A 13,763-nucleotide genomic window follows, 5' to 3' on the forward strand; every position below is an offset into this window, starting at 1 on the left:
GGGGGTCCTCATGGCCGTCGCTCAGACGGTGATGCTCCACGAGTCGAGATAACCCGTGTCGAGGGTGTACTGGTCCCTGACCTCCAGGGTCCAGGTGCCCGCCGCGGGCTGGGTGACCGCGACCGAGTAGGTGCGGGTGCCGAACGACGTGCAGCTGACGCCGCCGCTCGACTTGACGGTGTACCAGGTGCCGTTCGGGCCCTGGAGCCTGATCCGCAGATCCTCGGCGCAGGTGTGCGAGATGGTCACGCTGAGCTGGACCGGGGACACCGCGTTACCGCTCGCGTTCGACGTGACCGGGCTGGTGATCGTCGTGAGGTCGTTGATGGTGTAGTCCGTGCCGTTGGTGAACGTGCGTCCGCCGGAGGTGCCCGACACGGTGAGGGTGTACGTCGCGGTGTGGCCGCCTGACGAGCCGGTGCCCGTGATCGTCACCGGATAGGTGCCGCCGGGCGTCGACGCGCTGGTGGCGATGGTCAGGGTGGAGGAGCCGCCCGAGGTCACCGAGGACGGGCTGAAGGACGCGGTCGCCCCGGACGGAAGCCCGGAGGCGGTGAGGGCGACGGTCTGCGCGCTACCCGAGGTGGTCGACGTCGAGACGGTCGTGGTGGCCGACTGGCCGGCGGTCACGGTGCCCGCGGTGGGGCTGAGCGACAGGGAGAAGTCGTTGCCCGAGGCGCTGCAGCTCGGCTCGCCCGACTGCACCGGGACGCCGACCGCGTTCCAGGCCGCCTTGGTGGCCGCGCACTCGGCGCTGCTCGCGCCGTACAGCTCGACCGCCGCCGCCAGCGACGCCGACCGGATGCCCGCGTACTTCCAGGTCGAGGTCTTGCGCTGCAGCGCGCCCATGTAGATCTTGCCGGCCTTCTGGATGGAGATGCCGGTCACCGACGAGGGGCCGCCGGAGCAGATCGGGCTGTTCGGCTTGCCGCCGCCCGGCGAGGAGCCCTCGGCGAGCAGGTAGAACCAGTGGTTCAGCGGGCCGGCCGCGGCGTGCACCTCGGTGCTGGGGATCGAGGAGGAGTAGCAGTTGGGGTCGCCGGCGAGCGACGGGTTGTACATGTACCGGATCGGCCCGTCGCCGACGAGGTTGACCAGCTCGCCCACCTGGTAGTCCGGCGCGTCGTTCGGATTGTTGGCGTACGCCTCGGTGAGCGCGCCGAAGATGTCGCCGGTGGCCTCGTTGATGCCGCCGTTCTCGTTGCCGGAACCGGCGCCGCCCGGGGTGGTCTGGAAGATGGCGTGGCCGAACTCGTGCGCCACCACGTCGATCGAGGTGGCCTGGCGGGCGTTGTCCTGCGAGTGGCCGAAGTTGGTGTAGCTGCCGTTCCAGTACGCGTTCACGTCGGACAGGCCCACACGGGTGGGGAAGCCGCCGCCGCTGCCGTTGATGCCGTTGCGGCCGAGCCAGCTGGAGAGCATGTCCCACTCGCGCTGGACGGCGTACAACGCGTCCACGCAGGCGGTCTCCAGGTTCGTCCCGCTGCCGGTGCCCCACGCGTCGTCGGTGCCGGTGTAGGCCGATCCGTTCTGCCCGCCGCACTTGAGGCCGCTGCGGGTGGAGTCGGTCATCGAGTACGACGTGCCGGAACCGCTGGTGTTGATGGTCACCGCGCCGTAGTAGTAACCGGTGCCGCTGCCCTCCCTGACCTGGTCGTAGGAGTCGGCGATCTCACCGGTGGCCGCGTCGACGAACACGTGCTGGATGCTCGGCCGGCCGGACGCGAGGCCGGAGACCACGGCCTCCCAGGCCAGGCGCGGCTTGTGGCCCCAGGCGAGGACGACCAGGCGCGGGGCGGCGCTGTCGTCGACCCGGGTCAGCACGGTCTTCGCCTTCTCCGTGGCGCTCGCGGCGCTCACCGACGGCGAGGTCGGCACACCCAGGGTCGTGGCGCCGGAGGCCGCCGAGGTGTCGCGGACGCGTCCGTTGCCGTCGGCGACCACGACGGCGTCGCCGCCCACCATCGGCAGGCCCTTGTAGGTGCGCTCGTAGCTGACGTAGTACATGCCGCCGGCGCCCGCCGTGACGGCGCTGCGCCGATAGCTCTCGTTGGGGGTCACGCGCAGGTCGTCCAGGCCGCTCGCGACGGCCTGGTCGGCCGCGGCCGCGGCGCGCTGCGCCGGGTCGGCGGCGGACCGCACCTGCTCCTGGCTGCCTGGAGGGGGTTTGGCGGCCGCTTCGGTGGTGGGGGCGGCCAGGCCCGCCAGGGCCAGCGCGGCGGCCGTTGCGAGCAGTGCTCCACGCCTCATGGGCGTCGTCCTTTCTCTGCCTCCCACGCCGCGTCCGCTTGGGTGGGCGGGCGACGGCGGTCGCCGCCGGGGGAGAGGCCGGGCGGCGGACACGGTGGGATTCGGGGGGTGAGGAGAGAAACGCGTGGTTCCGGGGAGCCGGGGCGAGGATGGCCCGCCCGCGTCATCCGGGACCTAGGAAGAGGTCACGTCACGGTGCTCCTTGCTCTGTCGTCGCGGCCGGAGTGGCGGTCCGGAGCGGTGGTCCGGGGCGGTGGTCCCTGGTGTCGGTCCGTGGTGGTGGGCCGGGGTCCGGCTGGGGGGTGGCGGCCTCTGCCGTGACGCTAGAGCCGTGATCAGTGCCTGAATATCCGTAGAAGTATCCGTACATATACGGAAAGCCGGGAAAGGGATGAGCAGGGTGCGATGAGTGGGCACAGTGCGATGAGGCGGGCACCGTGGGACGGGCACCATGCGGTGAGAGCGCGCTGAGACCCGGACGGCCCCGCGGACGTTACTTTCGGACCATGGACCAGATGACCGAGGCGGAGTGGCGCGAGTTCGCGACGGCGGAGACGCGCACGGGCACGCTCGCGATCACCAGGCTGGACGGGCGTCCGCACGCGACCCCCGTCTGGTTCACGCTGGACGGCGGCGACGTGGTCTTCACCACCCACGAGAGCAGCGTCAAGGCCAGGGAACTGCGCCGCGACCCCCGGGCCACCCTCTGCGTGGACGACCAGCGTCCGCCGTACTCGTTCGTGATGTTCGAGGGCGAGGCGTCGCTGTCGGACGACCTGAACGAGGTGCGGCGGTGGGCGGCCGAGATCGGCGGCCGTTACGTGGGCAAGGAGCAGGCGGAGGAGCTCGGCGAGCGCTACAGCGTCCCCGGCGCCATCCTCGTGCGCCTGAGCGTGCGCAAGGTCGTCGCCTACAAGGAGATGACGGCCTGACCCTCCCGGCACCGGCGCCTGCGACGCGGGACGCACCGCAGGGCGCCCCACCGTGCCTCCGCCATGCACTCCGGCGCGCTGAGTGGCGTATCGGTGTAAGCATGTAACAGGAGGTGCATGTGAAGATCGGACTGCAGATCCCTGATTTCACCTACCCCGGGGGCCCCGCGACCCTGGGCACGGACCTGGCCGAGATCGCCAGGACGGCCGACGACGCGGGCTTCGCGACCGTCGCGGTGATGGACCACTTCTTCCAGATCGGCGTCGTCGGGCCGACCGAGCACGACATGCTGGAGGCCTACACGACGCTCGGCTACCTGGCCGGGCACACGTCCCGGGCCAAGCTGCTGACGCTCGTCACCGGGACCGTGTACCGCGAGCCCGGGCTGCTCGCGAAGATCGTCACCACGCTCGACGTGCTGTCGGGCGGGCGGGCCTGGCTCGGCATCGGCGCAGCCTGGAACGAGGAGGAGTCGCGCGGCCTGGGCCTGCCGTTCCCGCCGCTGGCCGAGCGGTTCGAACGGCTGGAGGAGACGATTCAGATCTGCCTGCGCATGTGGGGCGGCGACGAGAAGCCCTACGACGGCAGGCACTACCGGCTGGAGCGCCCGCTCAACTCGCCCCAGGCGTTGTCGAGGCCGCACCCGCCGATCCTCGTCGGGGGCGGGGGCGAGAAGAAGACCCTGCGCCTGGTCGCGCGGTACGCCCAGGCGTGCAACCTGTTCCCCACCGCCGACCTGGCCAGGAAGCTCGACGTGCTGCGGGCCCACTGCGACGCCGAGGGCCGCGACTACGACGAGATCGTCAAGACCGTCTACTACCGGTACGACGTGGGGGAGAAGGGGGAGAACGTCCAGCGCGTCATCGACGACCTCGGGCGTTTCGCCGAGCTCGGGTTCAGCGAGGCGCTCGGTGCGGTCGTGGACGTCCACCGGCTGGACCCGCTGCGCATCCTCGGCGAGCGGGTCGTCCCGGTGGCCGCGGCCCTCTGACGCGGAGCGCCGGCCCCGCCGCCCGGGACGGACCCCGTACCGACGCCGTGAGGGCGTGGTCAAAGACGCCGTGAGGCCGCGGTGCGGGGACGGAACGTCCGATCCCACACCGCGGCCTCACCGCGCTCCGGGGTCCTCTACTCCTCGTCCCCGGACGCGTCGCCACTGCCGGGCTCGGCCATGCGGCGGTGCATGGCGGCCTTGGCCCGGTCGGGGGCGATCCTGCTCGCCACGCCCTGGACCTTGTTCGTGAACGAACCGGCGATGACCTTGTCGTCGCCCTTCATCAGCGCGTCGAAGCCCTGCCTGGCCACCTCGGCCGGGTCGTCCTTCGGGCCCGCGCCCACCTTCGTGTCCTGCATGCCCGCCCGTTCGAAGAACTCGGTGTCCGTCGGCCCCGGCATCAGCGAGGTGACGGTGACGCCCGAGTCCTTCAGCTCGCTCCGCAGCGCCTCCGCGAACGAGTGGAGGAACGCCTTGCTGGCCGCGTACACGGCCTCGAACGGCCCCGGCATGAGCGCGGCGATCGAGGAGGTGAACAGGATCCTCCCCGCGCCCCGGGAGGTCATGGCGGCGACGGCGCGCTTGGCCAGGTGGACCGAGGAGACGACGTTCAGCTCGATGAGCCCGAGCTCGGCCTCCAGCGACGTGCCGCGGGCGAACTCGCCGCCCACCCCGACGCCCGCGTTGACCGCCACGGCGTCGAGCGGGCGCCCGACCGCGACGGTCTCCGTCCACAGCCGCTCGACCTCGTCGTACCGCGTGAGGTCGGCGCGTACCGCGATCACCTGCCCGCCGTACTCCCGCAGGGACTCGGCGGCGCTCGCCAGTTCCTCGTCCTCCGCGGTGACCACCACGTCGAAGCCGTGCTGGGCGAACTGCCTGGCGAGCTCGTATCCGATGCCACTGGAGGCGCCCGTCACGAGTGCGAGCTGCCTGTCCGGCGTCGTCATCTGTCCTCCTTGGTTGCTGTTCCGCCCGCCCGGCGCATCGCGTCGACCGCGAGCGCGAGCGTGGCGCCGTACACGACATGGGCCGCGGCCATGACGGCCGGACGGCCGGGCGCGGGGTCGTGCGAGGCCGGCGGCAGGATGTTCAGCGCGGGCACCCAGCCCTGGTAGGCGCCCAGCCAGACCAGCAGGGCGTAGCCCACCCCGAGCCGCACCGTGGGCCTCCGGTTCCCGGTCAGCAGGCCGAACGCCGCGCCGGTGGCGGCGCCGAAGCCCAGGTGCGCGAGGGCGCCGAGGGCTCTCTCCCCGCGTTTGGGCCGGTGCCGGTGGCCCGGCAGGGCCGCCCTGACGATGTGCCGGGGCGGCTGGCCCGGCATGAGCCCGGCGCGCTGCCCGGCGAGCATGACCGCGCTCATGGTGAGCGTGGACAGCGCGCCGGCGGCGGCGCCCCGGACGAGTCGGCGGATCACGGAGTCTCCTTCCGGGGGTGTGTCACTGGCGCTGGGAGAGCCGGTCCGCCAGCGCTTCGGGGTCGTCGACCGTCACCGTCAGCCCGGGGTGGCGCAGCAGCCCGGACGGCTCGCCGCCGCGGATCGGCTCGTGGAACCGTACGCACAGGCCCCGGCGGGCGTTCGTGCCGAAGCTGAGCCCGCGGTCGGCGAGCGACACGTGGACCCCGATCACCCGCGGCGGCGAGTAGGGCCCGGTGGTCTCCACGCCCGCGACGTTGGCCAGCGGGGTCTCGACCACCCAGGGCCCGAAGCGCACGCGCAGTGTGCCGGGGCCCACCAGGACCCCGGCGGTCTCCGGGCGGACGCCCACGACGGACAGCAGGGGAGCGAACCGGGGATCGAAGTCGAACGTGAAACGGCGCGAGGTGCCCGCGCCGGTGTCGTCGGTCATCGCTTCCCCTCCCGCGTCGTGCCAGGGCCCGCGGGCCGGGCACCTGCCGCGGTCCGCGCCGCAGAGCCGACATACCCCCACGGGCAGCCTCAAACAGGAGTCGGCTCGCCACCGATCGGGGTCGCGGGGCCTCTTCCGTTTGGCGCAGGAGGAGAGATTTGACACGTTCCAATGAACTATTTCACTGGCGCTCGTTACTTTCCTCGAAATCGTCGAAAGTTAGGACGTGTCATTGACAAAGATGTGAGGCGCGGCTCACACTTCCGAGAGTCGTCGCGTTAACCGTAGATCACCACCTCACCGGGTCGGCGCTCGTGGGGTCGGCGTCCGAAGGCGCGATGCACTTCTGTCCCGACATAGGAGTGACATGTCCTCACGCACACGATCCGGACTGCGGTCGCGGGCCCTCGCCACCGCTGCGCTTGCGGTGCCGGCCCTGGTGCTCGGCTCCACGGGCCCCGCCGCCGCCGCGGAGTCCGGAGCGGCGCCCGTCCTCGACACGGCCACGTTGTCGCCGATCGCCGAGCCGAACTACAACGGCGCGACGAACACCGCCTACACCCCGTCGACCACCACCGGCGCCGGTGGCTGGTTCATCAACGACGAGGTGACGCTGAACCTGTCCGCGACCGACGACGACGCCGTCGCGTCGTTCGTCGTGACGGTGGGCACGGACGCCGCCGTCACGGTGCCGGCAGTGCGTAGCGGCAACCGCGGCACGGCCACCTACGTCGTCAAGGGCGACCGCAACAGCACGGTCCGCTACGTCGCGGTCGACGCCGCCGGCAACGCCTCGGCGGCCAAGACGATCAGCGTGCGGATCGACACCAAGCCGCCGGTCGCGGCCTGGCCGGGCGTCTCCGGCGGCAAGGTGGCGCACAGCGCGGCCGCCGCCTCCATCACCCCGACGCGCACCGACCCCACCCCCGGGTCGGGCGGCGCCGCGGTGCGGGACATGTGGATCGACGGCAAGTGGGCCTACCCCCTGCCGCTGGACCCGGCCACCCTGTCCGTCGGCGTGCACACCTGGGCGGTCGCGCTCGGAGACGCCGCCGGCAACGGCGCGAAGTACACCCTGACCTTCCAGATCACCACCTCGGTCGGGGACGTCCGGGCCCTGGTCCAGCGGTACGTCTCCGCCGGCAAGGTCTCGGCGTCGAACGGCGACCGCCTGCTCGCGCTGCTCGCCCAGGCCGACGCCGGCGGCGACGCCGCGGTGTCCGCCCTGACGAGCTTCGGCGCGCTGGCCGCGCAGGTCGTGCCCGAGGGCTACATGCGCGACTCCCTCGTGAAGGACGCCGCCTACCTGGTGGAGGAACTGCGCGGGGTCAAGCACCCCGACGTCGCCACCGGCGTCACCGTGAGCGCGGCGCCGGGCATGGAGCGCGCCCCCTTCCGGCTCCCGACCGCGTCCGTGGTCAACAAGAAGCCGAAGTTCCGGGTCCTCCTCTTCGGCAACCAGCCGGGCGCCTTCCGGCACGAGCACATCCCGCTGACCATGGCCGTGATCCAGGACATGGGCCGGGCCAACAACTTCGACGTCGACGTCTACGACTACCTCAGCCCCGACGTGTCGGTGCCGAACCCGTTCGAGAGCATCGAGCGCCTGTCGAAGTACGACGTGGTCATCGGCGTCTCCAGCGTCGGCAACGGCGTGTTCTCCACGGCCCGCCCCACTCAGGCGGACCCGAACGTCAAGGTCGACGAGCAGGCCGTGCTCAAGCAGTTCGTCAACCAGGGCGGCGGCTTCGTCGCCCTGCACGGCGCCACCGACTCCATGCACGGGTGGGACTGGTACAAGGGCCTGGCCGGCGGCGAGTTCGACAACCACGGCTCCAACGGCAGCGGTCTCCAGAACACCTGTGGGGCCTGCAACATCGGCGAGCTGGTGACCGAGGACGACACCAACCCGGCCACCAGCCAGTTCCCGGAGCGGCTGAAGATCGTCGACGAGCTCTACAACTGGGTCGGCCTGCCGCGCCAGAAGACGCACGTCCTGCAGACACTGAACGAGTCGACGTACGTCGGCAGCATCGGCGCCAGCGCGGGCCGGGTCGAGGGCGCGGACCACCCGATCTCCTGGTGCCAGAACTACGACGGCGGACGCTCCTTCACCCAGGCGCTCCTCCACAACTGGCAGAACACCCTCGACCCGCTGTTCCAGAAGAACATGCTCGAGGGCATCAAGTGGGCCGCGGGCCGGACCGAGGCGAACTGCGTCAGCCACGACGAAGTGCGCAAGCTCGTCGCCGCCGGCACCGCCGACGGTTCCATCGACGCCGGTCTGGCCGCCGACCTGAACCAGGCGCTCACCGCGTCGTACGACGCCTACCTGGTGAAGGACTACGCCGACGCGCTCACGCAGGCGACCACCCTCCGCCGGCTGATCGACTCCAGCCAGGGCGGGCGCGCGCACAGCGTGCTCCGCGACCGGGCCCACGAGCTCGTCACCTGGATGAGGACCCTCGACGGCAAGAGCGTCCACCTGGGCTTCGTGTCCCAGCCGAAGACGACGGCCGTGGGCGCCGGCGAGCTCGCGGTCTTCTCCGCGCCGGCCGAGGGCCGGAACGTCGCCTACCAGTGGCAGGTGAAGTCGCCGGGCTCGGCCGACTGGACCAACATGACCGGCGAGACGTCCTTCGCCATCGCCGTCACGGCGGCGCCGGAGGTCGCGGACTCCGAGTACCGGGTCCGCATCACCGACCCGACCGGCGAGGTCGTCTCCCGCTCGGCCTCCCTTAAGGTCAGCGGGCGCTGACCCCCTCCCGGTGGCCCGGGCGCGCGACGCGCCCGGGCCACCGGCGCCTTTCCGACGAGAACCAGGAGTGATCCATGCGCCAGGCCCTCACCCGGGTCGCACTCGCCGTGACGTCGCTCGCGTTCTGTGCCGGGTGCGGAGGCGCCACCTCCGCCGCCCCCTCCGCCGACGCGTCCGCGGCAGGTGCCGCGAGCGGGCCCGCGGCCGGCACGGCGGGGTCTCCGGTGACGTGCGACCTGCGGCCGCGGACGGCCCCCGGCGAGGTGACCTCCTGGACCCATCCGGCCAAGTCCTTCTACGAACCGTCCGACGAGGACATCCCCACCAGGACGAGCCTCGATCACCTGCTCGTCAAGGACGACGCCCTGGTGATCGAATACTCGGCCCGGCTGCCCGAGGCGTCGCTCAAGGCGCTGCGTGAGTGGACGTACCTGCAGACCGCGACCGTGGCCCTGCCGGGGCCGGACACGCCCGCGGTGCGGGCCGCGATCGCCTCGACCGAACTGGTCTGCGACGGAGTGGACACGGTGCGACTGTCGGACCTGGCCCGCGACAGGACCTTCGGCCAGGTCGCCGAGCACGGCGAGGCGGGCTGACGATCAGGCCGGAATGGGTCCCGCGCCCCGCATTGACGCGCGAATTCCCGTTCCCGCCGAGTGACAAGCCACGCGCGCCTGGTGAGAAACTTATCGGGTGGATACATCGGTCCCAGGCCGCCCCGAAACGAAACTGCAGGCCAGAATACTCACGCGATTACGTGATGCCGGTCCTCGATCCCGCATTGAGCTGGTGGACCACTTCGAAGTGTCACGTACGACGATGGGGGCGGAACTCGGCCGGCTGACGGCCATGGGCCTTATTGCCGAAATCGGCCCGGCCGCATCCCGCGGAGGGCGGCGTTCGACCGTCATCGATATCGCGGGCGACATCAGATTCGTCGCGATCGCCGTGGACACCGGCGCGGTGTCCGTCGCGATCACCGACGGCAGGCTGCGGATCGTCGCGTTCGAGCGCACCGAGTGCGACGTGCGCCAAGGTCCCGAACCGGTGCTCGAACTCGCGGCGGAGCGCGCTCGCGGGCTGCTCGCCAAGGCGGGAGTGGACCGGCCGCTCGGAGTCGGAGTCGGCGTCCCCTGCCCGGTCGACTTCCGCCGCGGAATCACCGTGGCGACGCCGGTCATGCCGGGATGGGACGGATACCCCGTTCGCGATCTTCTCGGCCGGTGGTTCGAATGCCCGGTCGTGCTGGACAACGATGTCAATGTCATGGCACTCGGCGAACAACACGCGGGCGCGGCGCGCACGGTCGAGAACTTCCTGTTCGTCAAAATCGGCGCCGGCGTCGGGTGCGGAATCGTGGCGAAAGGCGAGCTCTATCGCGGCATGGACGGCTGCGCGGGAGACATCGGGCATATCCAGGTCGCCGACTCCGACGCGGTCTGCGCGTGCGGCAACAGCGGATGCCTGGAGGCGACCTTCGGCGGCGAGGCGCTGGCCCGTGACGCTCTCGAAGCGGTCAGGTCGGGGCGTTCGCCCATGCTCGGGGAGCTTCTCGAACGTGACGGGACGCTGAACGCCGCCGCGGTGGCCGAGGCGGTCGCGGCCGGCGACGCGACGTCCCTCCAGCTGGTGCGCACCGGCGGACGGCGCGTGGGCGAGGTGCTGTCGGGCCTGGTGTCGTTCTTCAACCCGAGCCTCATCGTGCTGGGCGGCGGGCTCGCCGTGCTGGGCCACGTCCTGCTCGCCGAGATCCGGAGCGTCATCTACCGGCGCTCGCTGCCCCTGGCGACGAAGAACCTGCCCATCGTGCTGAGCGACGTGGGCGAGCACGCCGCGGTCATCGGCGCGGCCAGGCTCGTGAGCGACGAGGCGTACGGCGTGCCCCGTTGAGCCACCGATCTCTCCCCCGGCGCGCGGTTCCGTCGCGGGCGGCTCGGGCGGCCGAAAACGCGGAGCCCCGGCTCACAGAGCCGGGGCTCGCGATCGTCCGCCGTACGGCGGCCTGCGTCAGTCGGTGCTGATCGCGTCGACGAGGTCGCCGACGGGCACGTCGGGCAGGGCGCGGGCCACGTCGGCCAGCGCGATGATGCCCACCAGCTTGTTGCCGTCGATGACGGGCAGGCGGCGGACCTTGTGCGAGGCCATCGTGTCGAGGATCTCCGCCGCGTCGTCGTCGGCGCCGATCGTGACGGCCTCGCCCTGGGCGAGATCACCGGCCTGGCACGACTTGGGGTCCTTGCCCCGGGCCAGCACCTTCACGACGATGTCGCGGTCGGTCAGCACGCCCTTGAGCCGGTCGTCGGTGCCGCAGATCGGCAGCGAGCCCACGTCGAGGCGGGCCATCTTCTCGGCGGCGTCGTAGACGGTCTCGTCGGCGCGCACGAACTCCGCCCAGGGAGTCATGATGTCGCGAGCGGTCGTCATGCCTTCTCCTCTCTTCCGGTGTGTCGGGTGCGGCCGGGGGCCGGCCGCGGAGCGATGCTCAGATGCGGTCGTGGACCGCGCGGCGGGTCAGCAGGAAGCCGAGGGCGGCCATCCCGAGGCCGAGGAACAGGTGCAGCCAGTTGTCGGCGTTGTTGACCGGGACGAAGTTGGCCGCGCTGTCGTGGCCCACCAGCAGGCCGTACAGCCACAGCACCAGGTAGACCGCGCCGCCGCCGATCAGGTAGGAGCGGGCGCCCGCCCAGGTGCGGGCCAGCGTCACACCGGCCACGCCGAACAGCAGGTGCACGATGTTGTGCAGGATCGACACCTCGAAGACGCCGAGCAGCATGGCGTCCGAGTGGTGACCGGCGAACTGCAGCTGGTCCACGTTCCGGGTGATCCCGGGGATGAAGCCCAGGACGCCGACCAGGAGGAACACGACGCCCACGACCAGGGCGGCCGTCCGCACGGGCGTGCGTGCGGTGGTCCTGGAGGAGATGGTGTCCATGACGCCTCCGTTGCCTAGGGGATTCACGCCGCCTACCCTTGACCGCGCCACGTACACGGCCGCCCCCCAAATCGCCCGTGATGGGATTGGTTTGTACGCTTGCGCGTCATGAGCGTGATGGTGCGCAACAACGTGCGAGTGACCGGTCGGCCCGACGGCCGGCCGATGGTCTTCGCCCACGGATTCGGGTGCGACCAGAACATGTGGCGGCTGGTCGCCCCCGCATTCGAGGACGACTACCGGGTCGTCCTGTTCGACTACGTGGGCTCGGGCGACTCCGACCTGTCGGCCTACTCGCCCGAGCGTTACTCCTCCCTCCAGGGGTACGCGCAGGACGTCCTGGACGTCTGTGCCGAGCTCGGCCTGACCGACGCGGTCTTCGTCGGCCACTCGGTGAGCGCGATGATCGGCGCGCTGGCGGCCATCAGGGAGCCGGCGCGCTTCGGGGCGCTGGTGATGGTCGGGCCCTCGCCCCGCTACATCGACGACGAGGGCTACGTCGGCGGCTTCAGCGCGGCCGACATCGAGGAACTGCTGGAGTCCCTCGACAGCAACTACCTCGGCTGGTCCGGCGCCATGGCTCCGGTGATCATGGGCAACCCCGACCGTCCCGAGCTGGGGGCCGAGCTGACCAACAGCTTCTGCCGGACCGATCCGGAGATCGCCAGGCGGTTCGCGACGGTGACGTTCATGTCCGACAACCGCGCCGACCTGTCCCGGGTGCCGGTGCGCTGCCTGATCCTGCAGTGCGCCCAGGACGTGATCGCCCCGGTGGAGGTGGGCAGGTTCGTCCACGAGTCGATCCCCGGCAGCGAGCTGGTGCTCATGCGGGCGACCGGGCACTGCCCCAACCTGAGCGCGCCAGGCGAGACCATCGCGGCGATCAAGGCCTTCGTCTAGGTGAGCGGCGTCGAGGACGACTTCGAGGAGCTCTACGAGCACGCGCCGTGCGGATACCTGTCCACCCTCCCCGACGGGACGATCATCCGGGTCAACCGGACGCTGCTGGAGCTCACCGGGTACGACCCCGGTGAGCTGACCGGCGGCATGCGGATCCAGGGCCTGCTGGCCGTCGGCGACCGCATCTTCTACGAGACCCACTTCTCCCCGCTGCTCGCGATGCAGTCGGTCGTCCGCGAGATCGCGGTCGACATGCGCCGCGCCGACGGCACCCGGCTGCCGGTGCTGCTCAACGCGGTCATGCGGGACGACCCGGGCGTCATCCGCTTCTGCGTCTTCGCCGCGACGGACCGGCGGGAGTACGAACGCGAGCTGCTGCGCGCCCGCCAGCGCGCCGAGCGGTCGGAGGCGGAGGCGCGGGAGCTGGCCCGCACGCTGCAGCGCAGCTTCATCCCCCCGGCCCTGCCGGAGATCCCGGGACTCCAGGTCGCCGGGGCGTTCCGGCCCGCCGGGCGCGGCGACCTGGTGGGCGGCGATTTCTACGACATGTACGAGACCGCCGGCGGCTGGGCGCTCGCCCTCGGCGACGTGTGCGGCAAGGGTGTGGACGCCGCCGTCGTCACCAGCCTGGCGCGCTACACCCTGCGGGCCGCGCCGATCCGGGAGCCCAGCCCCTCGGCGGTGCTGTCCGCGCTCAACCGGACCCTGCTGCGCGAGCGGGCGGGCCGGTTCGTGACGGCCGTGTACGGCCAGCTCGCGCCCGTCGGCCACCGCTTCCGGCTGACCCTCTCCCTGGCCGGTCACCCGTACCCGCTGTGGGCGAGCGGGGACGCGGTCGGCGAGATCGGGCGGCCCGGCAACGTCCTCGGCCTGCTGCCCAGGGTCAGGCTGAGCGACGTGGACGTCGACCTCGCCCCCGGCGACGCGGTCCTCTTCTACACCGACGGCGTCGTCGAGGGACGCAGGGACAAGGAGATGTACGGCGAGGAACGGCTGCGGTGCCTGCTCGGCGCCTCCCGCGCGATGGGGGCGGCGGGAATCGCCGAGGCGATCGTGAACGAGGCCGTCGCCTTCCAGTCCGGGCTGCCCCGCGACGACATCGCCGTCATGGTGCTCAAGATCCCCAGCTGACCCCGTCCGTCCGTC

Annotated in this window: 13 protein-coding genes; 7 read left to right on the plus strand and 6 right to left on the minus strand. The window is 71.5% G+C overall.

Translation table 11 applies throughout. From position 1 onward, the window contains the following. Nucleotides 1–21: 21 nt before the first annotated feature. On the minus strand, nucleotides 22–2,250 hold the full coding sequence (locus tag FED44_RS26235; RefSeq protein WP_117410322.1) for a M4 family metallopeptidase: 2,229 nt from the start codon (nucleotides 2,248–2,250) through the stop codon (nucleotides 22–24). 506 nt (nucleotides 2,251–2,756) lie between these two features. Here FED44_RS26235 and FED44_RS26240 point away from each other — a divergent pair. Next, on the plus strand, nucleotides 2,757–3,182 hold the full coding sequence (locus tag FED44_RS26240; RefSeq protein ID WP_117410323.1) for a PPOX class F420-dependent oxidoreductase: 426 nt from the start codon (nucleotides 2,757–2,759) through the stop codon (nucleotides 3,180–3,182). Between the two features lie 119 nt (nucleotides 3,183–3,301). Next, complete coding sequence (locus FED44_RS26245; protein ID WP_117410324.1) at nucleotides 3,302–4,174, plus strand: LLM class F420-dependent oxidoreductase; 873 nt, start codon at nucleotides 3,302–3,304, stop codon at nucleotides 4,172–4,174. Between the two features lie 137 nt (nucleotides 4,175–4,311). Here FED44_RS26245 and FED44_RS26250 read toward each other — a convergent pair whose 3' ends face one another. Genes FED44_RS26250 through FED44_RS26260 form a run of 3 tightly spaced genes read right to left on the minus strand, consistent with a single transcriptional unit; the run spans nucleotide 4,312 to nucleotide 6,027 of the window. Beyond that, nucleotides 4,312–5,127, minus strand: coding sequence for an SDR family NAD(P)-dependent oxidoreductase (locus tag FED44_RS26250; RefSeq protein WP_117410325.1), 816 nt, complete (start codon nucleotides 5,125–5,127; stop codon nucleotides 4,312–4,314). Beyond that, a complete protein-coding gene (locus tag FED44_RS26255) occupies nucleotides 5,124–5,594 on the minus strand; it encodes a DUF6789 family protein (protein ID WP_117410326.1) in 471 nt (156 codons plus the stop codon). Before FED44_RS26255 ends, FED44_RS26250 begins: the two co-directional genes overlap by 4 nt. A gap of 22 nt (nucleotides 5,595–5,616) precedes the next feature. Then, nucleotides 5,617–6,027 carry a hypothetical protein gene (locus FED44_RS26260; protein WP_117410327.1) on the minus strand — a complete coding sequence of 137 codons (411 nt, stop codon included), beginning with the start codon at nucleotides 6,025–6,027 and terminating at the stop codon, nucleotides 5,617–5,619. A 367-nt stretch (nucleotides 6,028–6,394) separates the two neighbouring features. On the opposite strand from FED44_RS26260, the gene FED44_RS26265 reads away from it, so the two are divergent. The 3 genes from FED44_RS26265 (at nucleotide 6,395) to FED44_RS26275 (ending at nucleotide 10,675) form a co-directional block, all read left to right on the plus strand. Continuing rightward, on the plus strand, nucleotides 6,395–8,785 hold the full coding sequence (locus FED44_RS26265) for a ThuA domain-containing protein (RefSeq protein ID WP_117410328.1): 2,391 nt from the start codon (nucleotides 6,395–6,397) through the stop codon (nucleotides 8,783–8,785). Between the two features lie 74 nt (nucleotides 8,786–8,859). Beyond that, nucleotides 8,860–9,381 (plus strand): hypothetical protein, encoded by a 522-nt coding sequence (locus tag FED44_RS26270; RefSeq protein ID WP_117409386.1) that lies wholly within the window; start codon nucleotides 8,860–8,862, stop codon nucleotides 9,379–9,381. 193 nt (nucleotides 9,382–9,574) lie between these two features. Then, nucleotides 9,575–10,675 carry an ROK family protein gene (locus FED44_RS26275; protein WP_244302276.1) on the plus strand — a complete coding sequence of 367 codons (1,101 nt, stop codon included), beginning with the start codon at nucleotides 9,575–9,577 and terminating at the stop codon, nucleotides 10,673–10,675. 117 nt (nucleotides 10,676–10,792) lie between these two features. On the opposite strand, the gene FED44_RS26280 is transcribed toward FED44_RS26275, so the two are convergent. Together FED44_RS26280 and FED44_RS26285 are read right to left on the minus strand one after the other, a co-directional pair. Further along, a complete protein-coding gene (locus FED44_RS26280; RefSeq protein WP_117409384.1) occupies nucleotides 10,793–11,209 on the minus strand; it encodes a CBS domain-containing protein in 417 nt (138 codons plus the stop codon). Nucleotides 11,210–11,267: 58 nt separating this feature from the next. Then, nucleotides 11,268–11,717: a DUF4383 domain-containing protein gene (locus FED44_RS26285; RefSeq protein WP_117409383.1), complete on the minus strand. Its 450-nt coding sequence runs from the start codon at nucleotides 11,715–11,717 to the stop codon at nucleotides 11,268–11,270. A 108-nt stretch (nucleotides 11,718–11,825) separates the two neighbouring features. Here FED44_RS26285 and FED44_RS26290 point away from each other — a divergent pair, with 108 nt between their 5' ends. Then, a complete protein-coding gene (locus FED44_RS26290) occupies nucleotides 11,826–12,617 on the plus strand; it encodes an alpha/beta fold hydrolase (RefSeq protein ID WP_117409382.1) in 792 nt (263 codons plus the stop codon). Beyond that, nucleotides 12,618–13,748 (plus strand): SpoIIE family protein phosphatase, encoded by a 1,131-nt coding sequence (locus tag FED44_RS26295; RefSeq protein WP_117409381.1) that lies wholly within the window; start codon nucleotides 12,618–12,620, stop codon nucleotides 13,746–13,748. The last annotated feature ends 15 nt before the right edge of the window (nucleotides 13,749–13,763 follow it).

The organism is Microbispora triticiradicis (assembly GCF_005864065.1).
GTDB classification, from domain to species: Bacteria; Actinomycetota; Actinomycetes; order Streptosporangiales; family Streptosporangiaceae; genus Microbispora; species Microbispora triticiradicis.